Below are 23,873 nucleotides of genomic sequence, written 5' to 3'. Positions count from 1 at the left end.
ACCCAAAAACTTTTTGTAATGACTGATGGCGTGATGGATAACGGTGTAATAGATGGATAATCGTGTAATAACAACAGAAACTTTACCTCTAAGACTTGGATTAACTATGTGGTCTCATTCTGAGTGGCAAAGTCAGTTCTACGGTAAAGGCACCAAGCCTGCCGAACGCTTGGAAAAATACACCCAAGTTTTCCATACCGTTGAGGGCAACACCACCTTTTACGCTACGCCAAGTATGTCTACCGTTCACAATTGGAAAGCGGCCAGTCACGATGATTTCAAGTTCACCTTCAAATTGCCCAAATTCATCACCCACCTGCAACAACTGAGACACTGCCAAGCCGAACTCAAAGAGTTCTTGATGACGATGTCGCCACTGCATGACCGTATTGGTCAATGGACGATTCAGCTGCCGCACAGTTTTGAGCCCAGCATGCTGCCTGCCCTACAAAAGTTTTGCACCTTATTCCCAAAAGATATGCAGCTTGGCGTCGAAGTTCGACACTTAGGTTTCTTTGATAAGGGCGATGCGGAAAAACGCTTCAACCAATGGCTGGTTGAGGAAGGCATCAATCGCATCATTATGGACAGCCGCCCCGTTTTCTCTGCGCCACCCACCACAGAAGCGGTGATCGATGCGCATCAGAAAAAACCGCGTGTTCCTGTTCATGCAATTGCTACCGCCAATAACCCGATGATTCGATTTATTGGTCACCCAGACCAAGAACCTAATATTGAGTTTTTTAAGCCTTGGTTTGCCAAAATCCCAAACTGGCTTAATGAAGGCAAGCAGCCCTATTTAATGATCCACACCCCAGACAATAACCACGCACCTGAACTTGCGATTGCTATTTATAAGAGGCTACAAAAGCAAGTCTCTGAAAATACATCATTATTACTGCCCGAACTGGCTCAGTTTCCAGCTCAAAAAGGCAATCACCAAATCTCGATGTTTTAACCTCTCACTTGTAAGTAGCTTCGAACCTTGAGCTAAATCTCAGTTTTCGTGACAGTGGCGTTTTTTTTACGTAAAATACGCCCCCTTTTATTTGGTACGAATTTTGTGCCAATTACGCTGACTGTCGAGAGAAAATGCTATGAGCAACACAGACAATATCTTTTCCGCTCCTATTGATAAAATTGGAGACTTCACCTTTGATGCAAGGGTTGCTGAAGTATTTCCGGATATGATTCAACGTTCGGTGCCTGGCTATAGCAATATCATCTCTGCAATCGGCATGCTGGCTGAGCGCTTTGTAAAGCCACACTCAAATATTTACGACCTTGGCTGCTCGCTTGGTGCTGCGACACTTTCTATGCGTCGTCACATTCAGCAAGAAGGCTGCACGATTTTCGCGATCGATAATTCAGAAGCCATGGTTGAGCGCTGCAAATTGCACGTTAATGCTTACCGCAGTGACACACCGGTAGAAGTGATTGAAGCCGACATCCGTGAAGTGGAAATCAAAGACGCTTCTGTTGTGGTGCTTAACTTTACGCTGCAATTTCTTTCTCCAGACGATCGATACGCTCTGCTTGAGAAAATTCATGCTGGCCTGCGCCCAGGCGGGATCTTAATCCTGTCAGAAAAATACGTATTCGAAGATGAAAGCTCAAATGAACTGCTTATCGACCTGCACCATGATTTCAAACGTGCTAACGGGTACAGCGAGCTAGAAGTAAGTCAGAAACGTAGCGCAATTGAAAACGTGATGCGCCCGGATTCGATCCCTGTTCACAGAGAGCGATTTGATAAGATTGGCTTCTCAAGCAGCGAAGTCTGGTTCCAATGTTTCAACTTTGGTTCAATGTTTGCTATTAAATAGTCTAGCTAAGTGATACTGAATGATACCCGTCATTCCCTACTGTGAGGGATAAACGTGATAGGGAATCTCTCTTTTTAGCTTTACCTTAATCACTAGTATTTTTATGAGTGTCGAGCGACTCAGAAAGCGCCCCTTAACAAAACACTCTAGCATCTATTTATAGATCCCCGATGCACTCGTCGACTCGCGTTCGAGGATGACGATAGTATCGAGTAATAAAATTTAGGAACTTGTTCTAATGTTTAATTTTGCCAATTTTTATCAACTTATTGCCCAAGATACTCGCCTTCAGCCGTGGCTAAATGTTCTTCCTCAACAGCTGACGGATTGGCAAAATGCAGAGCACGGTGACTTCGACCGCTGGTTACGTGCATTGAACAAGATTCCACAAGGTGTGCCTGACCAAGTTGATCTGAAAAACTCAGTGACCATTGGCAGCTCTACACCGTTCCACACGGGTGAACTTAAAAAGTTAGAAAGCTTGCTAAAGACTTTCCACCCTTGGAGAAAAGGTCCTTACACGGTTCACGACATTCATATCGATACAGAATGGCGCAGTGACTGGAAATGGGATCGTGTGCTTCCACATATCTCACCACTTAAAAACCGTTCTGTGCTCGATGTAGGTTGTGGCAATGGTTACCACATGTGGCGCATGCTTGGCGAAGGCGCTCGTCTTACAGTAGGTATCGACCCTTCTCACCTTTTCTTGGTTCAGTTTGAAGCGATCCGTAAGTTGATGGGCGATGACCAACGTGCGCACCTTTTACCTCTAGGTATTGAACAACTACCAAAACTGGAAGCGTACGACACTGTATTCAGCATGGGCGTGCTATACCACCGTCGCTCTCCGCTTGATCACTTGATTCAACTGAAAGACCAATTGGTGTCTGGCGGTGAATTAGTGCTTGAAACCTTAGTGATTGAAGGCGATGAAAATGCAGTTCTGGTTCCTGTTGACCGTTACGCGCAGATGAGAAACGTGTACTTCTTCCCCTCTGCTCGAGCTCTGAAACGCTGGCTTGAACAGGTCGGCTTTGAAGACGTGCGCATCGTGGATGAGAATGTCACGACAATCGGCGAGCAACGCACGACAGAATGGATGACACACAACTCTCTACCAGATTACTTAGACCCGAATGATCCAAGTAAAACGGTTGAAGGTCACCCAGCACCAAGACGTGCCATTCTTGTGGCGACCAAGCCATAAATGTGATGCCCGAAAGCCATTATTTAGCCGATAACAGAGTAATGGCTTTTTGGTGGCTACAGCGCCACCTTTTGCTTCGCTGTGAGCTTTCACAAAAATGCGCGCAAATTGAACAAAAATTGACTTATGCTTAATAAGTGAGCTATTTAAAATTACAATAATTGGCGTAGCGCTCACATTGCGATTCAATATGACCAGACTCTTACAATAGGATGCTTCACGCATCCTTTTTTGTGGGCTAAACTTCTAAATAGTCTGAACTATTCTCTAATTTCCAAAGGTTTTTTTATGTTTAAGCGATTATCGCCTATTGTGGCGGTTGGTTTGCTCTCTGGTTGTACCCTTACTAACGGTGCTGCCTACCACCAAGAAACTCTCGATGCTATTGCCCGCTCAGAGACAAACATCGCAAATAAGGTTCAAAATCTTGAACTGCAAGTCAGTAATCAAAGTGATTACATTGAAAGCTTAGAAGACGAAATCATCACCCTTTCAAATCAGTTAGATGTTCATCTAACAAGCATGGAACACAAAGTCATTGAAGAGCTAGAGGAAGAAGAACCCGTGGCAGTTGCAGCGGCTCCTATCGCTCCTACCTCACAACCGACTATCCTTGGCGGAATCGAAAAAGTGTCTATCGACTCAATCAAACAAAGCTTTGATGCGCGAGTGGATACCGGCGCAACAACCTCTTCTTTGAATGCCGTCGATATTAAAGAATTCGAACGAAATGGTAAGAACTGGGTTAAGTTCCACCTAGAAGACCAAGGACAAGCGGCAGAAGACCAAAAATGGATTGAAGCGCCTGTTGTACGTTATGTGAAAATCCGCCAATCAACGAATGATCAGACAGAACGTCGAGCTGTGATTGAATTATGGGTTAAAGTTGGAAAAATCCATGAAAAAGCGCAATTTACATTGGCGGATCGCTCTCAAATGAGTCACCCTGTATTACTAGGGCGCGAATTTATCAAAGACATAGCGCTAGTAGATGTAAGTAAAAAGTACGTACAAACGGAAGTTAAATAACAATAGTAGGGTAAGCTATGACGTCAAGAATTCCATTTTATATCTCTATATTCCTGCTTATTGTGGCAGGTATAACACTGAGTATGTTCAGACATACGACCTACGGTGTACCTTGGACTCCAGGGGAAACCAGACAGGTTTGGGACGTTGAAGCTCGCATCGAGTTCAACGCAGTAGGCAAAGAAGCAAAAGTTTCCTTAGCGGCTCCTCATACTCAGTCTAACTACACACTTATCGGCGAATCGGCTTCATCGCCAGGTTATGGTATCTCTTACTTGAATACCGAATCAGGTCGCCGCGCAGAGTGGTCTATTCGATACGCAGATGGCCCTCAAACTATCTACTACAAAACACAATTCCTAGTCGACAACCAAGCAAAAGTTGATGCTATACCGCCAGAAGGTGAAGTCGCACAGCCAAGCTTCGACGGCCCTGAAGAAGCCGCTTCTTTTGCATTGATTGATAGAGCGACAAAGCGTTCTGCAGACAACCTCACTTTTACCCGTGAGCTCATCAAAACACTTAACGATCCAGACAGCCAAAACTCAGCGCTTATTCTGAATAACATGACTAAAGTGGAAGCGACACACAAGCTACTTTCATCAGCAAACATTCACAATAAAGTGGTTGGTGTTATCGAGCTAGAAGATGGACGTCGTCGTCAATCTATCCAGCAAATGAACCAGATCTGGGATAACGACCAATGGGTTTTATTCTCTCCTGAATCAAGCGAACAGCAAGTTCAGCCAAACCTGCTAATTTGGGATGAATCAAATGTATCTCTATTAGACGTGGTTGGCGGTCAGAACAGTAAAGTTCACTTCTCGATGATTGCTCAGGAGGTGACTCCCACTGAAGCAACCAACAGTAAAGTCTCTGCGGATCAACTGTTAAACCTTTCCATTCATAGTCTGCCGCTAGAAGAGCAAGCGATGTTTAAAACCATCATGCTGATTCCTATCGGTGCTCTGATTGTTGTGTTCCTACGTGTCATCATCGGTCTGAAAACGTCTGGTACGTTCATGCCTGTACTGATTGCGGTAGCCTTTGTACAAACACAATTGGTAACGGGTATTGTCGGCTTCCTACTTATCGTAGGTACAGGTCTTATTATTCGAAGTTACTTATCCAAGCTCAACTTACTGCTGGTCGCCAGGATATCCGCCGTAATCATCACGGTAATCATGATTATTTCTGTATTCACTGTGGTCGCGTTTAAAGTGGGTCTGACTGAAGGTCTATCCATTACGTTCTTCCCAATGATTATCCTATCTTGGACTATCGAACGTATGTCTATCCTATGGGAAGAAGAAGGCGCGAAAGAAGTAATGCTGCAAGGTGGTGGTTCTCTATTCACTGCGGTTCTTGTTTACTTAGGCATGACTAACCCGTTCATTCAGCACTTAACGTTTAACTTTATTGGTTTACAACTTGTTATTCTAGCGACCATCTTGCTACTAGGTAACTACACAGGATACCGTCTAACCGAGCTTCGTCGCTTTAAACCGCTAGCGGAGGACTAAGTTATGTTTGATCAGTTTACTTCACCGTTTAGGTTGAAAGACAAAGGCATAATGGGAATGAACAAGCGTAACCATAGTTATATTGGTCGCTACAATGATCGTTCCAAGTATCCACTCGTTGATGACAAGCTTAAGACGAAGATCATTGCTGAACAGGCTGGTGCTACTGTACCAAAACTGATTGGCGTGATTGGTCATCAAGCTGAAGTAAAAACAATCCACAAGATGGTAAAAGAGTGGCCGGGTTTCGTAATCAAGCCAGCTCAAGGCAGTGGTGGTAAAGGTATCCTTGTTGTGACTTCTCACAAGGACGGCGTTTACACCAAGCCATCGGGTTCGACTATCAATGAAGAAGACGTAGAGCGCCACATCAGTAACGCTCTCGCGGGTCTTTTCTCACTCGGTGGTAAGAACGATGTTGCTGTAGTTGAAAACCTCATCAAGTTTGACGAGTGTTTTGACGGCTTCAGTTACGAGGGTGTACCAGATGTACGAATCATTGTATTCAAGGGCTACCCTGTAATGGCGATGATGCGTCTATCGACTTCGGCTTCTGATGGTAAAGCTAACTTGCACCAAGGTGCTGTGGGCGTAGGTATTTGTATCGCTACGGGTAAAGCCGTTCGTGCGGTTCAATTTGACCACCCAGTGACTCACCACCCAGATACGGGTAAAGAGTTGGCGCTACTACAAGTACCCCATTGGGAAAAGCTGCTGACACTTGCATCAAGTGCTTGGGAAATGACAGGCCTTGGTTACATGGGTACGGACATGGTTTTAGACCAAGAAGAAGGCCCGATGGTACTGGAGCTAAACGCTCGCCCTGGATTAGCAATACAGATTGCAAACGGCGCAGGTTTATTACCTCGCTTGCATCATATTGAAAACCTGGGCACACCGGCTGAATACCCAAAACCAGCAGAGCGCGTTGCCTACGCTGCTAAGCAATTTGGTGTTCACGGTAGCGAAATTGTTCAAAACTAAGCTCATCTAAATTAAAGCGAAACGACTCAGTTATTGATACTGAATCTAGCTCGATAAAAAGGCCGCATAACTCTGAGAGTTACGCGGCTTTTTAATGCCAGCCGTCTTCACCGAGCTAATATGATTAAGCCTCTGTTACTTCACACTCAGGCTCACGAATAGGATCAATACGCACAGCCGCCACCTTAAATTCAGGGATCTTCGCGTGTGGATCAGTCGCTGTGGTAGTCAAACGGTTAACTGGTGATTCAACAAAATGGAATGGAATAAATACCACACCCTTTTGCATTCGTTTAGTCACAAAGGCCGCGATTTCGATTTCACCACGACGTGTTGAGACCTTAAGCATCTGACCATTCGAGATACCTAGCGCTTCAGCATCATGAACACTCACCATGGCACGCGGCCCTGCTAAGTTATCCAACCCTTTTGTTTTACGTGTCATGGTTCCGGTGTGGAACTGTTCTAGAATACGGCCTGTCGTTAATACTAACGGGTATTCCGCATCCGGTAGCTCAGCAGCGTATCTAAACGGAATCGCCTCCATTTGACCACGCCCACGCGTAAATTGGGTCTGGTGCATGATACGTGTGCCATCAGGGTTGTTCTTATTACTTGGCCATTGCACGCCGTTCACCGTAATGTTCTCCCAACGTAAACCACCATACTGTGGCGTGACACGCGCTATCTCATTGGTGATATCAGCAACCGAGTCATATTCCCAATTGCCGCCCATCGCATTAGCCAACATTTGGATAATCACCCAATCTTCTTTCGCTTCACCTGGAGGCAATACCGCCGGGTTAATACGCTGAACACGACGCTCGGTATTAGTAAAATGACCAGACTTCTCAGCAAACGAGCAAGACGGTAGCACCACATCGGCATATTGAGCGGTTTCGGTTAAGAAAATATCTTGAACCACGAGGAAATCTAACGCTTCAAGACCTTCAATCACATGCGCTTGGTTCGGGTCACTCAGCACTGGGTTCTCGCCCATTACGTACAGACCACGAACATCTCGATGACACGCTCCATCAATAATTTCGGTCAACGTTAAGCCTGTTTCAGCCGGTAGGTCAGAAACACCCCACTCCATCGCGAATTTTTGACGAACCATTGGGTTGTACACTTTCTGATAACCCGGAAGGTTATTTGGCAATGCGCCCATGTCACACGCACCCTGAACATTGGATTGACCACGTAATGGGTTGATACCGCCGCCTTCAATTCCGATATTGCCACACAAGAGCTGTAGGTTAGCGATTGATCGAACGTTATCGTGACCAGTGGTATGTTGCGTAATGCCCATCGAGTAGTACACCGCTGTACGCTCTGCAGTACCAATCAATCGCGCCATTGCGAAGATGTCTTCCGCTTTAACGCCAGTTACCAGCTCCACTTTGTCTAGTGAATAACTTGGTGACATTACCTCTTGAAGCAAGGTATCAAAGCCATCCACACGGTCTTCGATATACTCTTGGTCGTACCAACCGTGTTTGATGATTTGCTGCATCACACCATTGATCAACATTACATCAGTACCCGGTCGGTGCGCTAAATAAAGTTCAGCATGGTCAGCAATATCGATTCGTTTTGGATCGGCAACGATCAATCTCGCTCCACCATGTCTCACAGCTTGCTTGATATGTGAGCCAATAATTGGGTGTGCTGACGTGGTGTCGGAGCCAATAATAAAGATCACATCTGAGTGCTTGATGCTTGGAATATCATTGGTCATCGCCCCGCTACCTAGCGAAGCCTCTAAACCAGTAACAGTAGATGCGTGACAAAGGCGCGCACAGTGATCGACGTTATTGGTACCGAGTTCACGACGTATGAATTTTTGGAAGGCATAGTTGTCTTCATTGGTGGTTTTCGCCGACGAGAACCCCGCTAAAGCGTTACTGCCAAAGCCTTGCTTAATCGCAGTAAACTTCTCGGCAATAAGCGTAATGGCTTCTTCCCAACTCGCTGGTTGTAACCAGCCATCTTTACGAATTAACGGTGTTGTAAGGCGGGCATCACTGCCGACGAAGTCGAAACCGAAACGTCCCTTAACACACAGCATGCCCTCGTTGACCGGAGAATCACCGCCCTCGATATAGCGGATTTTGTTTTTCTGCTCATCGATATGCATGGTTAGCTTGCAGCCGACACCGCAATAGGTGCAGATGGTATCGACTTTCTTGAGTACGTCTGTGTCTCCCTGCTTTCTGTCGCGAGCATCCACCATTGCACCGGTTGGACACACCTGAATACACGATCCACATTGAACGCAGTTTGAGTCGCCCATTAAGGTCTTATCTGCCCCAAAGTTAGGGCGACATTCAGGTCTTGATGCAGGCTTGCCATCCGATTGATTCATGAAGCTTAGAACGCCATGAACATTCTGTTCTCGACATGCTTGAATACACTGGCCACAACTAATACAGCGGTTGGCGTCAAAGATAATGAACTCAGAACTGTCATCGACCGAAAATTTTTGCCTTGTTAACCCGACCTTCGCTTCTTCAGCACGAATCGCCTGCCAACTCTCATTCGAAGCCACATCGATTTTGTATTCAGGATGGGTTTGCGTTGCTTTGTATTCAGTCGAGTAGTCTCGTAGGTCGCAATCTGTATTAGCTTGGCAGCCACACTCTAAACATCTTGCAGCTTCAGCGATTGCATCGGCATTATCAAACCCTGTTTCTACTTCATCGAAGCTTTGTTCACGCTGTTCGGGCGTTAGCTCAGGCATGATCTTTCGCGCCATGCGTTGTATAGATTTGTATTGCTCAGGATCCACCGCTTTGAGCTGTTTGTGCTTTCTTGAGTTAAACGGTTTAGCCGGAATATTTTCCATATCACCATGGAAGAAGCGATCGATCGCTTGTGCAGCAATACGCCCATCCCCCACCGCTTCGACTGCGGTTGCAGGGCCGCGTCGGAAATCACCAATACTGAAAATATTTCCGGTTCCGGTATGCATGGTTTGTGGATCAGCATCTGCGGTATTCCAACGAGTAAGAGGAATATCAATCGCTTCATTGTCCATAAAGCTCAGATCAGGCTTTTGCGACACGGCAGCAATAACCGTATCAAACGCTTCAACAAAGAACTCGCCAGTTGGTTTAGGGCTGCGGCGGCCTGAAGCATCAGCAGGACCCAAAGCCATTCGTTCTAATCGTATTTCTGATACATGACCATTTTCATCGGCTATGTTTTCTGCAGGGTTGGTTAAGAAGTGGAACTTCACACCCTCATGTTCAGCTTCTTCGATTTCGTAATCTTCTGCTGGCATCTCATCTCGAGTACGACGATAAATCAGCGTAGTATCCGCGCCATCACGAACTGCGGTTCGAGCACAGTCAATCGCTGTATTACCGCCACCGATCACGGCAACCTTTTTACCAGTGACGTAATGCTGGTCGGTCACGTAATCTTTCAGATAATCGACACCCAAATAACAACCTCCGAGTTCGCTACCCGGGTAATTCATCTCGACCGCTTGCGATGCACCAACGGCTAAACAAACCGCATCAAAATCGTTACTTAAATCAGACAGTGTAAAATCAACACCGAGTTTTTTACCGCACTCAACCACCATTCCGTTGCGACACATCAACTCGATTTCTTTATCTAGAATCGACTTAGGTAAGCGATATTCAGGGATACCGTAACGCAGCCAACCACCCGCTTGCGGCATCGACTCATAGACACTGACATCATAGCCTTCGTTAGATAGGTAATAACCCGCCGTAAGCCCACCGGGGCCACTACCGACAATTGCAATACTCTTGCCTTTATTCGGTTTCTTAGCTGGCATGTAGCTCTCTTGAGCCGCTAAATCCGCGTCGGCAGCGTGTCGTTTGAGTTGGCGAATCGCGATGGATTCATCAACCAAGTTACGACGACATTCGGTTTCACAGAAAGCAGGACACACACGACCAATTGAAAGCGGCATTGGTAATGTCTTTTTGATCACCTCAATCGCTTTGATGTGATCATTTTGAGCAATATGGTGCAGGTAAGATTGGATGTCGACCCCAGCAGGACAGGCTGTTTGGCATGGCGCCTCACAGTCAGCGTAGTGATCGGTCATAATGCGATTCAACGCTTCTTGTCGATGATTCGTTAACTGTTTTGACTGAGTGGTAATATTCAACCCATTAGACACTTCAAGCTCACAAGAGCGAGTAACACCAACGCCATCAACTTCAACGACACACAAATCACACGGCACTTTATCCGCTGTTTTGTTCAAACCACATAAAGATGGGATTTCCAAACCACATGTTTTTGCCGCTTCAAGAACGGTTTGTCCTTGCTCGACGATTCGATATTTCCCATCAATCACGATTTGAATCATACCTAAGTCCTACCTTTACCTTTCGCACACGCGAGTTATCAATAATTAAAATTTAAGTAATACAATATTATTAATATTATTAAATCTATGTCATTACCATACATTATTTGTGGTTTTGTGCGTGTGACCTCAAACAAGTTCCATTGATAATAACCATAAGGCATGAGTGGCCTATCAGTATCGACGAGAGAATTAGGCGGAAGGTGTTCTGCTGTAGAAATAAGGAATAAGAAATTAGATTCAAGGTACAAAAAAGCCCCTAATGATTAGGGGCTTTGTACAAATATCATTGAGTCGCTTTCGAGCTTATAACTCAGTTATCAAGCTTATTGCTCGGCTATCAAGGCTATGACTCGGCTATCAAGGTTATTGCTCAGCTTCTTCAATAAGCTCTTGAACTGGGGATGCCGGTTTGTTTTGAGCAAAACCGCGCAGGCCAACAACATGTACGTGCTCGTGATCTTTAAAGACCTTACGAACCAGTTTGTAGGTTGTACCTTTCTCTGGGCTAATGTTTTCAGGTGCTGCAATCAGAAGTTGCATACCCAAACGGTCACACAGTTCAAACAGCGTAGAGATCGACTTAGAATCCAAACGTGCTGCTTCATCAAGGAACAACAAACGACATGGAACGATGTCTTTACTGCGAAGTCGACGAGATTCCTCTTCCCAGCTCTGAATAACCATCAATAGGATTGACTGACCCGTACCGATCGCCTCACCCGTAGACAATGCGCCCGATTCAGCTTGTAACCAACCATCTGAACCACGGTTAACTTCAACACTCAGCTCTAGGTAGTTACGGTAATCCAGTAGCTCTTCACCAAGAACCTGTGGAGAACGTTGACCCATATCGATATGCGGGTTCACTCGTTGGAACAACTTCGCCATCGCTTCTGAGAAGGTAAAGCGCGTTGATTCAAACAAGTCTTTGTGTTGCTCTTGTTGAGTTGCTAGCCCTGATAGCAAGATCTCGTGGCTTTCACGAATCTTAACGTTCAGACGTACGCCTTTAACCTGACCAAAGTAAATGTTAGACAAACCTTGGTTCAGCATTCGAATACGGTTCTGCTCGCGCTGAATCGTTTTCTTGATGATGCTTGCTACGGACTCAGAGCTGATTGCCAGGCGATTTTCACGCTGCGTCAACTCTTCTGTTAGTCGAGCTAGCTCCACTTCCATCTCTTCGATTGCTTCAACCGGATCATCCGTGTGAATAATATCTTGGCGAATACGCTCACGAAGGTGTTGGTAAACCGCAATGTAGAACAGAACTTTACGCTCTGGATGCGCGTTGTCTTCAGATAAACGCAGCGAATCACGCAGGTCGTCATTGTCGGCTACCGCCAGACGTAGCGCACCCAGTGATTTATCCGACATAGAGCGAAGCTCGCCTGCCGTTAGATAAGCCAGTTCACGTTTATGCAGACGACGTTCAACATCATTCTCACGCGCTAAACGAAGTACTGAACACCAACCCGCTTTCGCTGCAACAACGAAAGTACGAAGCTCGGTGTACTCTTTTTGAACTTTCTTAAGACGCTTAGCCAGTGCTTTCATCTCAAGTTCAGTTGACGTAATCGTACGCTCGTATTCACTCTTACGGCTGCGAGATGTGTGCAGACGCTCTTGAAGCTCGTCACGACGACGTACAGCACGCTCTTCAGCGCCTTCGTCAGCGTTTACGCCGAACTCTTGTAGCTCTTGTTTGAACTCTTGAACCGTTTCTTGCTTCGCTTGATGTGAGCTCTTCAGTGCCGCCAATACTTGGTTGTATTGGTTCATCTGTTCGCGAGCTTGCTTCAAGCCATCGCGGCCTTTGGTTCTTGCTTGTTCAGCTTGAACCAACTTCGCTTTCAGTTGCTCGCTCAGTTCACTGCTCTTATTAAGCAAATCAACAGAATCCGCGTAAGCAAAGTAATGACGACGCTCAATCAGATCAGACAGTGCGAACACTTTGCCTTTTAGCGTTTGTAGCGCGTTGTCTGCTTGACGGTACTCTGCTTCCAAAGCTTCGAATTGCTCTGGGTCAGCGTCTAGTGCAGATACGAACTGTTCTAGAGAAGTAAGCGCCTTGCCGTGCGTATTCAAGTAAGATTTCGCTTCACTTAAACGCTCTAGTTGCGCTTCTAATTCTGCTAAACGCTCAGCCAATGTTTCGTCTTCTAAAATACGAACCATTGGTGCTAATTTATCTAGCGCACCAAGTGCCTGCTTGCTTTGTAGAAGCTGACTGCGTTGCTGCTGCTCTTTAGAGTTAAGCTCAGCCAGAGAACGAACAATTTGATTACGCTTATCACGAATCGCAGCAAGTGCTTGTTCTGGGTCTGCGTTAAACGCAACGTGCAGGTGCTTCGCAACAAAGCTGTTGAATGCTTGATATAGGCGATTCAGCTTTTGAGAGTCAAACGCGGCTTTCGCGTGGTTCTCAACAACAACGTCACGCTCTTCGCGCAATTTCTCTAGACGTTGTTCACGAGCCGCACGGCCAAACAGTGGGATCTCAGGGAAACGTGAGTAACGCATTTGGCGATCGTTCAGCTGAACACATACTGCGCCTTCAAGCTCATCGGCATTAAATGAACTGTCATCAAACGCGTCGACATCGCCTTCTAGGATGTAAAGGTCTTCTGGACAATCATCAAGATCCACCAGCTTCTCTTTAATACCATCAAGATCAGAAACCACAATTGCGTGACGAGCTGGGCCGTACATCGCACTGAAATACGGTGCATCACCAATGGTAATGTCGTCATATATTTCAGAAAGCAGAACGCCACCAAGCGTATCCGCTAAACCTTTCAAACGAGGATCGTTAGAGCCACCCGGAGAAGCTAAGCGTTCAATCTCTTGCTCAAGTTCAGAACGACGCGTCGCCAATTGATCTTTCGCTACCGCTTGAGACTTTTCGTCTTCAAGCACTTGCTGCATTTGAGTCATTACTGCTTGGCTATCTTCTAGCTCAGCATCTGTTTGATCTCTTAGGGCTTCAAGTGCGTCGTTCGCTGTGATCCACGCTGGAGCAATAGACTCAAGTTTTTGAATCTCTTGGTCGTGGTTTTGTTGCACACGACGTTGCTCACTCTTCGCTTCACGCAGCTCTTCTTGAGCGTACTCAAGAGACTCGATCTGCATTGCATGGCGTTCACGTTCTTCATCGAAAACCGCTTCGTCAGTCAGTGAGATGTTGTGTTGCTTTTGGTATTCAGTCGCAAGCTCTTTTGCTTGACGCTGCTGCGCCACATCACGAGCCATGTCGCGGTGCTGAGCACGCCACTGTTGTTCGTTTTCAACAACGTGTTTTGCGTTACGGCCTTTTTCTAACGCTTGCTTAGCACTGTTAGACGCTTCTTTACGCTCAACGTCACCAACGATGCTTTTAACAAGAGCGAGCGCTTTGTCGAACTGTGCAGAGGCAGCAGAAGACATGTCTAGCTTATGTTTAGTCGACAGTAGCGTTTGAGTGCTTGATTCTTCTTGTGCTTTTAGCTCAGAAACCAGAGTTAATGCGCTTTCTGCAGTAATAGACTCATCACCAAGTAGCTGCTTAGTTTTCTCTAATGCTTGAACCGCTTGTTGGTATTGAAGCGCACGAGTCTGCTGAACATCCAACGCTTGTTGGTAGTCAGCAAGCTGAGTTTTCAGGCTATCCACTTCTTCTTCAGTAATGGTTGCCAGCTCTTCGGCAAGAAGTACTCGCTCTTGAGCTTCTTCAACCACCATCATTTGCTCTTCTAGACGCTCGTTAAGCTCTTCTAGATCTTCGCTGTAGCGGGCAATTTTCTCTTGCTGACGAAGTGCAGTTTGAACTAATTGCAGATGATCCGAAGCCGCTTGGTAATCTTGCTCTAGTGCTGATTCTTGATCGACAAGTAACTCTAGTTCTTCTTGAACGCGGTTCAACAAGTTGTTTTGATCAAGCAAGGTTTCACGAGAACCAAACAGCTCACCACGGAACTTCATGGTTTGATCTAACTTGTTACGACGATCGTTTGCATGGCGCATGTAGTCCGCAGCCACGTAGTTCGTAGATTCAGTGATCAAGTGCTTGAACAAATCACGATCCGACTGAGTCGTTTTGATCGCTTCTAGCGTCATACGGTTTTCGCGTAGTGCTGATTCCATGTCTTGGAACGCTTTCTTCACACCACCATTTTGCGGCAGAAGGTAGTCACGCAGAGAGCGTGTAATCGCACTTGAGATACCACCGTAAAGTGATGCTTCAATCAGACGGTAGAACTTAGAACGGTCGCTGCTGTTACGTAGTTTCTTCGGTACTACACCGTACTCAAACATCTGTGAGTGGTAATCAACAATCGAAGAGAAGGCTTTAAAGTGAGCGCCTTCGTATTGCGCTACCGCAGCTTTCACATCGTTCAACTGACATACACGCGCATGGCTGTCTGAAACGTTCTGAATCAATACATCCGTTGGTTTCACGTGGCTTGGAAGGCCTTGGATAACGAACGGCTTGATGTCTACTTTCTTGTCACGACCCGCAACTTGCTGCAGCTTAACTGCAAACAACAGGCGTTGATTACGAGAGTTAACAACATCTAGCGCTGCATAACATGCGCCTGGCTGAAGCTTACCGTAAAGGCCTTTATCACGAGATGACTGTGAGCTACCCGCTTCCGTTGTGTTACGGAAATGCAGAAGGCTTTGATCAGGGATAAGTGCTGTGATGAATGCCGCCATTGTGGTCGACTTACCTGCACCGTTACCGCCAGAAAGCGTTGTAACCAATCCATCAATATCAAAAGTACGCGCAAAGAAGCCGTTCCAGTTGACCATGGTTAATGATTGATACTTACCTCTTTCAATCATGCTTCACCTTCTACTTTTGTTTGTTCGCCAGCATTTGACTCAAGGTCAAAGTCAGCTTGATCGTTAAAAATGTCTTGTTGACCGTTTTCGTCTACGTCTGCATCTACTTCTGATGTGGCTTCCGCTTGTTCTTCATTCAACAAGCTACCTTGGTTAGGCTCTTGGGTATGCACCACAGCTTCACCATCACGGATAAGACGTAACTGCGCTTCTTTCATATCATCGCCAACACGAACGTCAGCGCCAAAACGGAATACCGCTTCGCTGATACGGAACTTGCCGGTTTCACCAATCGCAATCAACATACCGATACGGCGTAAGCGACGTAGAGAAGTACGTACTTTTTCGAACAGCTTTTCTTTATCTAGGTCAGAACCAGACGCACGGTTGGTTGCTAGCTTCATGAGTTTTTTCTCATCCGCTAACGACATCAACTCATCAAACAGTTCTTGGTTGGTGAAGATACCTTCATGAGCAAGACGTTCTGGGCTTAGGTATAAGAAACACAACACCTTTCCAACCAACATGTCGAGCTCAGACAACACACTACGACCAATCAGAGACGTAGAACGCGGACGCAGGTAATAGAAACCTTCCGGCGCTTTTACCAATTCCGTATTGTAGCGTTGATAGAAATGCTGAAGCTCAACTTCAAAATCAGACAGCAACGCGTGGTTATCTAGGTCTTCTGTTGAAACATGCTTACCTGAACGCAGCATGCTATCTAGCGCAGGGAACAGTGGGTTCGCTATCGCTTTTACCAGTTTCTCTGGCATGTAATCATCAGTACTTGTTAATGACATTTGCTTGTACCTTTGCACCGAAATCGTTAATTGCCTGCCAATCTGGCTGAATAGCCTGATAGTCAGACTCTGAGTAACCTAAGCGCACGGCTTGGTCGACAACAATTCTGGCTAAATCAAAATGGTGTGTGCGAGGGTGTGCAGCGAGGTAATCGCGTAACACAAGGCCAAGATCAATTGGCGCGCCTTGCTGTTTGTGAGCTTTTAACATCTCTGCAATTCGATCTGAAAGCAGGTCATTTACTTGCTCAAATTCTTCGTACTCTACGTCGATTGGTGCTTGTCCCATCACTTCGTCATCACGAAGCACGAGCGCTTCATCACGAAGATCCGTCAGCTTCTCAGCATCGGCGTAGGTCAATAACCAAGGCGCATCAAAGTAGTCAGTGACTGACTGACGCAAGCGCTGGCTAAAGGCGCGGTTTTTATCCATATCAATCGCGGTACGGATGAACTTGTGAACATGGCGGTCGTAGCCGATCCATAAATCGATGGCTTGTTGGCCCCAACTGGTGATTCGGTCTAGCTTCATCTGCAAGCCGAACAGGGTTTCGCCAACGAACTCGAGTTCATCGTCACCGTAAACAATTTCTTGAATATCGAGGATCTGTGTTTGCAGTTCATCCCCCGCCGCTTGCAAGGTGTCTTGCAATTCTTTTAGTGTGGACGAGGTTTCTGAAAGCAAGGTTTCACAGTTGTTAATCGCCTCTCGCCAATCCTTGTTTAAAAGGTCGGCAATTTGCTGTTTAACGGTTTGCTGCTGCTCATCCATAACACGCTGGTTAAGATCAATCTGATCGAAAATTTCACCAACAGAATACTTGAGCACGCCGTAAACATTCTTTCTCCAATGTCCTGGAGTTCCGCCTTTTTGTGCTGCTTCAATGGCTTTTGCCATCTCGTCCGCAACCATAGAAAGCTGGATAGACAGTTTTAACTTAGAGAACTGACGGTGGCGTAAGTAATAATCTGAAATACCAATCGCCAATGGTGATAAGCGATAAATACTCGCACCATCGGTGATTTCGCTGGTAAAGCGGCTAATCAACTTCTGTTTAACTAACTCGTTGATGGCATTGTTGGCACGAAACGCGGACGCTTCGCCAGTATCTTCAAACAGTCGAGTGACGATGGTAAATGCATCGTGCAGTTCACCCTCGCCCAACTCTTCATCGAACCTTTCATTGCTTAGTACTGCGATAGCAATCAAAAATGCTAAGCGCTCTGGTGGCAAGTTTAATGAAAAATCATGCTGCTTGACCCAGCCCACCAACTCATCAATTGGCTGCTCTTCGGCAGTTTGAGTCATTTCACTCATTGTGGTTCCTGTTACTGTTCTTCGTCATATCGAATGTATTAGATATGACGCCTATTTCTTTATGACGCGGGCTTCTTACGATTGCATAGCGCATGTTGTGGCTTCTTTTACCACATTCACCGCTGTTATTGCGCAGGTTTTTGAGCCCAAACGTGAATATAACGGCCTAGTGACAGATATGGCTCTTGGCGACATAGCTGTTTTTCCAGTTCCAATACATCTTCAAATTGGTAATCGCCCATGTACTCCATATTACCTATGTAGTCACTGAAAGAGCGAATGCCTGATTTACCACAGATTTCTAGACCAGCGTCTTCTATCCATTGATAAACCTCTTCCGGCTTCAAGCCTTTTTGTGGTTGCAGCTTAAACCGTTTTCGATGTGGCATCCCATTCAATACATGAGGAATGTTGCCACAAATCACATTTTTCAGGACTAATCCGTGGTGGTTGTAAAACATTATCGAGGCAACACCACCTGGCTTAACTTGTTCAAGCAATAAATCAAGCGCCTCTTTAGGATCGGCTAACCATTCCATTACGGCATGAAACATCACAAAATCGACTTTCTCATCGAGATGTTCTGCGACTTTTTGTACCGGTGAATGAATAAATCGATATTGCTCTAGCAAACCCGCTTCGCTGATACTTTCTTCGGCGAGCTTCAGCATTTCAGAAGAGAGATCACACAGAGAAACGTTATGCCCAAGCGACGCAATTTTTTGCGACATCTGCGCAAGGCCGCCTCCAGCATCAAGCACATGCAGCGGCGAAGCTGATTGCTCAAACTTGCTCAAAGCTTGTTCTAAATCTTCCCATACGATGATCTGACGGATCTCTCCTTTGTCAGAGCCGTAAATATTTTTTGCAAATTTGTGGGCAATATCGTCGAAATTACGGTCTTCAGTCACGGCTACTTGAGTTATTATGTCCTATCGTGCCTGCTATTCTGTCACAGGAATTTCAGGAATAAAGAGGCGATGTCTCTTTTTACTACTAAGTGATGTTTTTTCGGACTATTCGGATATGTTTGAGCTGAAAAAAGTAGTGTCTTCGCTATTGATGCCACTGCCAGCAATGTTAATTCTCGCTTTTCTGGGTTTAGCCCTAGTGATGTTTACTACCAAAAGGAAGACTGGTTGCCTAATCACCCTCTCAGCCCTATGTGGTATTTTCCTAATCGCTTTCCAGCCAGTTTCTAGTCAACTTTTAATGCCAATGGAAAGGCAACACACCGCATTTTTACCTGTCGATGAAACCGTCGATTACGTGATGGTTCTTGGAAGTGGTCACGTCGTAGACGACCAAATTCCACCGACATCAGAACTTAGCCGCACCGGCCTGATGCGTTTAAGTGAAGGGATTCGTATTCTACGCCTCTACCCTGGTGCAAAACTCATTTTGTCTGGCTATGGCGCAGGCACTGAAGTAAGTAACGCAAGAATGATGGCTAAAGTGGCTTTAGCACTTGGCGTAGCAAAGCCCGACATCATTCTGCTTGAAACCGCAAAAGACACTTGGGAAGAAGCCCGCCAAGCCGCTGCGTTCGTTAAGAATAAAAGAATGGTGTTGGTGACTTCAGCGAGCCATATGACTCGCGCACTGAACGAATTCAATGCTGCTGGAATGAAACCACTGCCTGCACCAACCAACTACCTTGCACAAGAAGGCGTTGTTGAGCCTTGGAATAAGTACATGCCAAAAGCTCTCTACCTTGAGCAGACTGAGCGTTACTGGCACGAAACCATGGGATTAGTTTGGCAAGATTTACGTGATTGGCTTGATACAAGCAATGACATTGTTGAAGAGCCGGTGATTCCAGAAGCTTCCAGCTTAGTTGAAGATGACGGTGAAGTTTCTGCGGCTCAGCCTCAATAAGCCCATTGAATCTTTAAACTCATCTTAAGCATACAGAGTCGCCAAGTATTTGTAGATTCTCTGGTCGTTAACAGTAAAAGCTGAGTAATAAAAAAAAGCCGAGACATCAATGATGTCTCGGCTTTTTACGTTTAAATGTCGTTGTTAATTAATCACTCCCGAAGGAAATCAATCACCAGCGAACATGTAACCTTCACCGTGAACCGTCACAAAAATTTGTGGGTTCTTAGGATCAAACTCCATTTTTGCACGCATACGACGAATCAATACGTCGATAGTACGGTCATTAGGCGCGTCCACTCGGTGGCTAATCATATTCAAAATACGTTCGCGGCTTAATACTTGGTTAGGGTAAGAAGACAATGCCACTAGCAGTTCGTATTCTGCTTTGGTCAATTTCACCGGTTCGCCGTTTTTGCTTAACGCACGACGAGGGATATCAAATGTCCACTCACCAAAACGAACCACAGACTCATCTGATATTTCTTCGACTGCGCCCGCTGCTGTTTTACGAGCAGCAGAAATACGCCAAAGTAGGTTTTTAACTCGAACTAATAACTCGCGAAGTTCGAAGGGTTTAGTAACGTAATCGTCAGCGCCCATTTCAAGGCCAACGATTTTGTCGATGCTATCCGTGCGTCCAGTAACTAAAATAATTCCAATGTCTGATTGACTGCGTAATTCGCGAGTTAGCATCAATCCATCTTCGCCTGGTAAGTTGATGTCCAGCATAATGAGGTCAACGTTGTTTTCTTCTAACACGTTTCTCATTTGAGCGCCGCTTTCTGCTTCGCTCACTGTGTAACCCTCGTTCTGGAAGTATCCAACCAGTTTACTGCGGGTTACCACATCATCTTCTACGACTAATACGTGATAGCTCATCTACACCACTTTTCTTATTTAATAGTTTCAGTGACTATTCTATTCATAACTAGTAACAATTCTAGTGGTACAGAAGATAAAAGCCAGAAACATGGATTTTTTTTGATACAAGACAATCTTAAACCTTGCTATTTATCGTCCATCGCAATTCAATATAGGCATTACTACTAACGAGTAACTTTGCGTTTCGCAAATAACCTTGTTATTCAGCCTTGGTGTGCTTATGCCCAAGTGACTTCAAGATGCATATAAGCAACATCACAAGACTAAGTCAGGATCTAACAAATGAAAGATACGAAAGCGTTCAACGAGCAAAGAGCAGAAATATACTGGTGGCTATCAAGCTTATTTGCCAAAGAGCTCACTCAAGAAGAACTCGATCACTACCACTCTGTTGAAATTCGTTCTTTCCTAACTGGTTTAGGCGAAAATGAGACACTAAAGCCAGCGATTGATAAGTTAGTGGATGCGCTGAACCGCCTACAAACTCGTGAAGATGCTCAGCTAGAACTGTCTGCAGACTTTTGCGATCTTTTCTTAAAGACAGATAAGCACGGCGCTCTTCCTTACGCTTCAATGTATATCGGCGAAACTGGCCTTTTGAATGATAAGCCAGCAAAAGATATGGAAGAGATCATGGCTAAGCACAACTTAGTGGTGAACCAAGACCTAAAAGAACCAGCTGACCACATCGCTATCGAACTCGACTTCCTTGGCAACTTGATCATCCGTTCTAATGAAACGGAACTTGAAGAAGAGCTAGAAAAATCGTTCATTGTTCAACAGCAATTTATCGAGCAACAACTTCTTACTTGGGTACCAAAGTTCAACGTTAAATGTCATGACGTTGACGAATTCGGTTTCTACGCATCAGTCTCATCTCTGCTACTTGCATTCTGCAAATTGGACACCCAATACCTCGCTGGTGAATAAGCTTATTGGATGACTCGTTAAATAAATTCAGAAGAATGTGACAATTCACCCGGATTTCCGGGTGAATTTTATTGCGAGTAATTTCTAGTCAGTCTAAAATTGTGACCGCAAACGATAAAATATGAAACATTCACGAAATGCTATGCTTATTATAGTTTTGAGCATTTCGGTGTTAAGACAAGCCGCTCAATAGCGGTTTTTTGTTTTTTAGCACTTTAGTACCCAAAGAGCCCTACAAATTTAAGCTCTTAGTTAGGTAGCTTAACGGCTACTTCATTCCGTACTTTGGGAAAGTAGCTTCTAATAGGATAAAACCATGGCCACTATAAAAGATGTCGCTCGCTTAGCAGGCGTATCAACAACAACCGTTTCTCACGTAATCAACAAAACTCGCTTTGTTGCAGAAGCGACGCAAGAAAAAGTAAATAAAGCCGTAGACGAACTGAACTATGCACCAAGTGCCGTTGCTCGTAGTTTGAAGTGCAATACAACCCGTACTATCGGCATGCTAGTTACTCAATCAACTAACCTATTCTTCTCTGAAGTTATCGATGGTGTTGAAAGCTACTGCTACCGTCAAGGCTACACTTTGATCCTGTGTAATACGGGCGGTATCTATGAGAAGCAACGTGACTACATTCGAATGCTTGCAGAGAAACGTGTAGATGGCATCTTAGTTATGTGTTCTGACCTAACTGAAGAACTGAGAGGCATGTTAGACCGTCACGCTGACATCCCTAAAGTGATTATGGATTGGGGCCCTGAGAGTTCTCAAGCAGATAAGATCATCGACAACTCTGAGGAAGGTGGTTACCTAGCGACCAAATACCTCATTGATCACGGTCACTCCAAGATTGCTTGTTTAAGTGGCCACTTAGACAAAGCGGCATGTGTTGAACGCATCGCGGGTTACAAACGCGCACTCAACGAAGCTAAGATTGCTGCCGATGATAACATGATCATTGAAGGTAACTTCGAGTGTGATACGGCGGTTCTTGCGGCAGAGAAAATCATTAAGATGGTAGATCGCCCAACGGCCGTATTCTGTTTTAACGACACGATGGCACTCGGCCTAATGAGCAGACTGCAAGAGAAAGGAATTCGTATCCCTGAAGATATTTCAGTGATCGGCTATGACAACATCGAGTTGGCTGAATACTTCTCTCCGCCGTTAACAACGGTTCACCAACCCAAACGTCGTGTTGGTAAGAACGCTTTCGAAATTTTGTTAGAACGCATTAAAGATAAAGACCATGAAAAGCGTGTGTTCGAAATGCATCCTGAAATTGTTGAGCGAAGCACAGTTAAAACGTTAAATTAATTGATAAATTCAGTTTAATATAATTAAGCGCACCTTTAGGTGCGCTTTTTTTATCAACAACATGAATGAACCTGGTATCATACTAGAAAGATCATTAATTGAAGCAATATCACATTTTGAAATAACAAGTGTGAGCCTCATTCAACAAAAACTTTATTCTATTCAATCAGTCACGCACAGGGCAAATCACTTGAAAGAGTGAGACGCAAAGCTTCCGGCCTAAACCACTCGTTGGTATGGTAGCGGGGTTACCGATGGCAAAATGCAGTAACTACTAATAATTTAGTAATTTACGGCTAATTGACAATTTAATTGCAACATTTTGCTAATCTCTCGGACCTGCTTATTTGGTGGCGTAGTTCAAATACACCGAGATAAATAACATGGATAAACCGATACTAAAGGATTCAATGAAATTATTTGAATCCCTAGGAAAAATAAAATCACGCTCGATGTTTGGTGGCTTCGGTCTTTTTGCTGATGACACTATGTTTGCTCTGGTTGTAAATGACCAGCTGCACATACGAGCAGACAAATGCACAACGAAACAGTTCGAACAACAAGGGTTTCAACCGTACGTCTACAAAAAACGTGGTTTCCCTGTCGTTACTAAATATTTCGCTTTACCTGAAGGCCTGTGGCAAGACCAAGAGAAAATCTTGCAGCTTGCAACGACATCTCTGGGTTTTGCTAAAGAAGAAAAAGCTGAGCAATCTTCAGCTAAGCCTACTCGACTCAAAGATCTGCCCAACCTTCGACTCGCCACTGAGCGTATGTTGAAAAAAGCAGGGATCGATTCCGTAGAACGTTTATATGAATCTGGCTCTGTAAACGCATTTAACGCCATCAAAGAATCACATGCGTCTTCTGTCAGTATTGAACTACTTTGGGCGTTAGAAGGCGCGATCAATGGCACACATTGGTCTGTTATACCGCAGCAGCGTCGTGAAGAGCTTATCAATCGCGTCAATTAACATTGTCAGTG

At 45.2% G+C, this 23,873-nt stretch carries 16 protein-coding genes and 1 riboswitch; of the genes, 10 read left to right on the top strand and 6 right to left on the bottom strand.

The annotated features are described in order from the left end of the window. Nucleotides 1–52: 52 nt before the first annotated feature. From AB6E30_RS07460 to AB6E30_RS07435, 6 genes are all read left to right on the top strand, one after another. Complete coding sequence (locus tag AB6E30_RS07460; RefSeq protein ID WP_372103125.1) at nucleotides 53–958, top strand: DUF72 domain-containing protein; 906 nt, start codon at nucleotides 53–55, stop codon at nucleotides 956–958. 139 nt (nucleotides 959–1,097) lie between these two features. Beyond that, the gene (cmoA, locus tag AB6E30_RS07455; RefSeq protein WP_017062083.1) at nucleotides 1,098–1,826 is read left to right on the top strand and encodes a carboxy-S-adenosyl-L-methionine synthase CmoA; all 729 of its coding nucleotides are present in this window, start codon (nucleotides 1,098–1,100) and stop codon (nucleotides 1,824–1,826) included. 238 nt (nucleotides 1,827–2,064) lie between these two features. Further along, entirely contained in the window at nucleotides 2,065–3,036 is a 972-nt protein-coding gene (gene cmoB, locus AB6E30_RS07450) for a tRNA 5-methoxyuridine(34)/uridine 5-oxyacetic acid(34) synthase CmoB (RefSeq protein ID WP_009846365.1), read from the top strand. A gap of 288 nt (nucleotides 3,037–3,324) precedes the next feature. Next, a complete protein-coding gene (locus AB6E30_RS07445; RefSeq protein ID WP_065585129.1) occupies nucleotides 3,325–4,065 on the top strand; it encodes an ATP-dependent zinc protease in 741 nt (246 codons plus the stop codon). Between the two features lie 17 nt (nucleotides 4,066–4,082). Beyond that, entirely contained in the window at nucleotides 4,083–5,588 is a 1,506-nt protein-coding gene (locus AB6E30_RS07440; RefSeq protein WP_372103122.1) for an inactive transglutaminase family protein, read from the top strand. Nucleotides 5,589–5,591: 3 nt separating this feature from the next. Further along, nucleotides 5,592–6,572: an alpha-L-glutamate ligase-like protein gene (locus AB6E30_RS07435; protein WP_029235672.1), complete on the top strand. Its 981-nt coding sequence runs from the start codon at nucleotides 5,592–5,594 to the stop codon at nucleotides 6,570–6,572. Nucleotides 6,573–6,696: 124 nt separating this feature from the next. Here the strand turns inward: AB6E30_RS07435 and fdhF are convergent, their stop codons facing one another. The 5 genes from fdhF to cmoM form a co-directional block, all read right to left on the bottom strand. Then, the gene (gene fdhF / locus AB6E30_RS07430) at nucleotides 6,697–10,926 is read right to left on the bottom strand and encodes a formate dehydrogenase subunit alpha (RefSeq protein WP_372103121.1); all 4,230 of its coding nucleotides are present in this window, start codon (nucleotides 10,924–10,926) and stop codon (nucleotides 6,697–6,699) included. Nucleotides 10,927–11,292: 366 nt separating this feature from the next. After that, complete coding sequence (mukB, locus tag AB6E30_RS07425) at nucleotides 11,293–15,753, bottom strand: chromosome partition protein MukB (protein ID WP_372103118.1); 4,461 nt, start codon at nucleotides 15,751–15,753, stop codon at nucleotides 11,293–11,295. Next, complete coding sequence (gene mukE / locus AB6E30_RS07420; RefSeq protein ID WP_017067527.1) at nucleotides 15,750–16,556, bottom strand: chromosome partition protein MukE; 807 nt, start codon at nucleotides 16,554–16,556, stop codon at nucleotides 15,750–15,752. Before mukE ends, mukB begins: the two co-directional genes overlap by 4 nt. Continuing rightward, on the bottom strand, nucleotides 16,537–17,874 hold the full coding sequence (gene mukF, locus AB6E30_RS07415; protein WP_017055049.1) for a chromosome partition protein MukF: 1,338 nt from the start codon (nucleotides 17,872–17,874) through the stop codon (nucleotides 16,537–16,539). Before mukF ends, mukE begins: the two co-directional genes overlap by 20 nt. A 125-nt stretch (nucleotides 17,875–17,999) precedes the next feature. Continuing rightward, nucleotides 18,000–18,785 carry a tRNA uridine 5-oxyacetic acid(34) methyltransferase CmoM gene (gene cmoM / locus AB6E30_RS07410; protein ID WP_017063509.1) on the bottom strand — a complete coding sequence of 262 codons (786 nt, stop codon included), beginning with the start codon at nucleotides 18,783–18,785 and terminating at the stop codon, nucleotides 18,000–18,002. Between the two features lie 115 nt (nucleotides 18,786–18,900). Here cmoM and elyC point away from each other — a divergent pair, with 115 nt between their 5' ends. Next, nucleotides 18,901–19,752 carry an envelope biogenesis factor ElyC gene (gene elyC, locus AB6E30_RS07405; protein ID WP_372103115.1) on the top strand — a complete coding sequence of 284 codons (852 nt, stop codon included), beginning with the start codon at nucleotides 18,901–18,903 and terminating at the stop codon, nucleotides 19,750–19,752. 168 nt (nucleotides 19,753–19,920) lie between these two features. Here elyC and torR read toward each other — a convergent pair whose 3' ends face one another. Further along, entirely contained in the window at nucleotides 19,921–20,634 is a 714-nt protein-coding gene (torR, locus tag AB6E30_RS07400) for a two-component system response regulator TorR (protein ID WP_017062094.1), read from the bottom strand. A gap of 285 nt (nucleotides 20,635–20,919) precedes the next feature. Here torR and torD point away from each other — a divergent pair, with 285 nt between their 5' ends. From torD to AB6E30_RS07385, 3 genes are all read left to right on the top strand, one after another. Next, nucleotides 20,920–21,567, top strand: a complete 648-nt coding sequence (gene torD, locus AB6E30_RS07395) for a molecular chaperone TorD (RefSeq protein WP_372103112.1) — start codon at nucleotides 20,920–20,922, stop codon at nucleotides 21,565–21,567. Nucleotides 21,568–21,883: 316 nt separating this feature from the next. Further along, nucleotides 21,884–22,888: an HTH-type transcriptional repressor PurR gene (gene purR / locus AB6E30_RS07390; RefSeq protein WP_017078168.1), complete on the top strand. Its 1,005-nt coding sequence runs from the start codon at nucleotides 21,884–21,886 to the stop codon at nucleotides 22,886–22,888. A 170-nt stretch (nucleotides 22,889–23,058) separates the two neighbouring features. Continuing rightward, nucleotides 23,059–23,144, top strand: a riboswitch (cyclic di-GMP riboswitch). A gap of 127 nt (nucleotides 23,145–23,271) precedes the next feature. Continuing rightward, entirely contained in the window at nucleotides 23,272–23,862 is a 591-nt protein-coding gene (locus AB6E30_RS07385) for a TfoX/Sxy family DNA transformation protein (RefSeq protein WP_004736448.1), read from the top strand. Nucleotides 23,863–23,873 lie beyond the last annotated feature (11 nt).

Origin of the sequence: Vibrio sp. 10N.247.311.12 (assembly GCF_041467515.1) — a bacterium.
Lineage (GTDB): Bacteria > Pseudomonadota > Gammaproteobacteria > Enterobacterales > Vibrionaceae > Vibrio > Vibrio crassostreae_C.
This window is presented reverse-complemented; position numbering and strand designations above follow the sequence as displayed.

Coding starts and splice junctions, on each gene's coding strand:
- AB6E30_RS07460 (WP_372103125.1), top strand. CDS start 53: ATGGATAATCGTGTAATAACAACAGAAACTTTACCTCTAAGACTTGGA.
- cmoA (WP_017062083.1), top strand. CDS start 1,098: ATGAGCAACACAGACAATATCTTTTCCGCTCCTATTGATAAAATTGGA.
- cmoB (WP_009846365.1), top strand. CDS start 2,065: ATGTTTAATTTTGCCAATTTTTATCAACTTATTGCCCAAGATACTCGC.
- AB6E30_RS07445 (WP_065585129.1), top strand. CDS start 3,325: ATGTTTAAGCGATTATCGCCTATTGTGGCGGTTGGTTTGCTCTCTGGT.
- AB6E30_RS07440 (WP_372103122.1), top strand. CDS start 4,083: ATGACGTCAAGAATTCCATTTTATATCTCTATATTCCTGCTTATTGTG.
- AB6E30_RS07435 (WP_029235672.1), top strand. CDS start 5,592: ATGTTTGATCAGTTTACTTCACCGTTTAGGTTGAAAGACAAAGGCATA.
- fdhF (WP_372103121.1), bottom strand. CDS start 10,926: ATGATTCAAATCGTGATTGATGGGAAATATCGAATCGTCGAGCAAGGA.
- mukB (WP_372103118.1), bottom strand. CDS start 15,753: ATGATTGAAAGAGGTAAGTATCAATCATTAACCATGGTCAACTGGAAC.
- mukE (WP_017067527.1), bottom strand. CDS start 16,556: ATGTCATTAACAAGTACTGATGATTACATGCCAGAGAAACTGGTAAAA.
- mukF (WP_017055049.1), bottom strand. CDS start 17,874: ATGAGTGAAATGACTCAAACTGCCGAAGAGCAGCCAATTGATGAGTTG.
- elyC (WP_372103115.1), top strand. CDS start 18,901: ATGTTTGAGCTGAAAAAAGTAGTGTCTTCGCTATTGATGCCACTGCCA.
- torR (WP_017062094.1), bottom strand. CDS start 20,634: ATGAGCTATCACGTATTAGTCGTAGAAGATGATGTGGTAACCCGCAGT.
- torD (WP_372103112.1), top strand. CDS start 20,920: ATGAAAGATACGAAAGCGTTCAACGAGCAAAGAGCAGAAATATACTGG.
- purR (WP_017078168.1), top strand. CDS start 21,884: ATGGCCACTATAAAAGATGTCGCTCGCTTAGCAGGCGTATCAACAACA.
- AB6E30_RS07385 (WP_004736448.1), top strand. CDS start 23,272: ATGGATAAACCGATACTAAAGGATTCAATGAAATTATTTGAATCCCTA.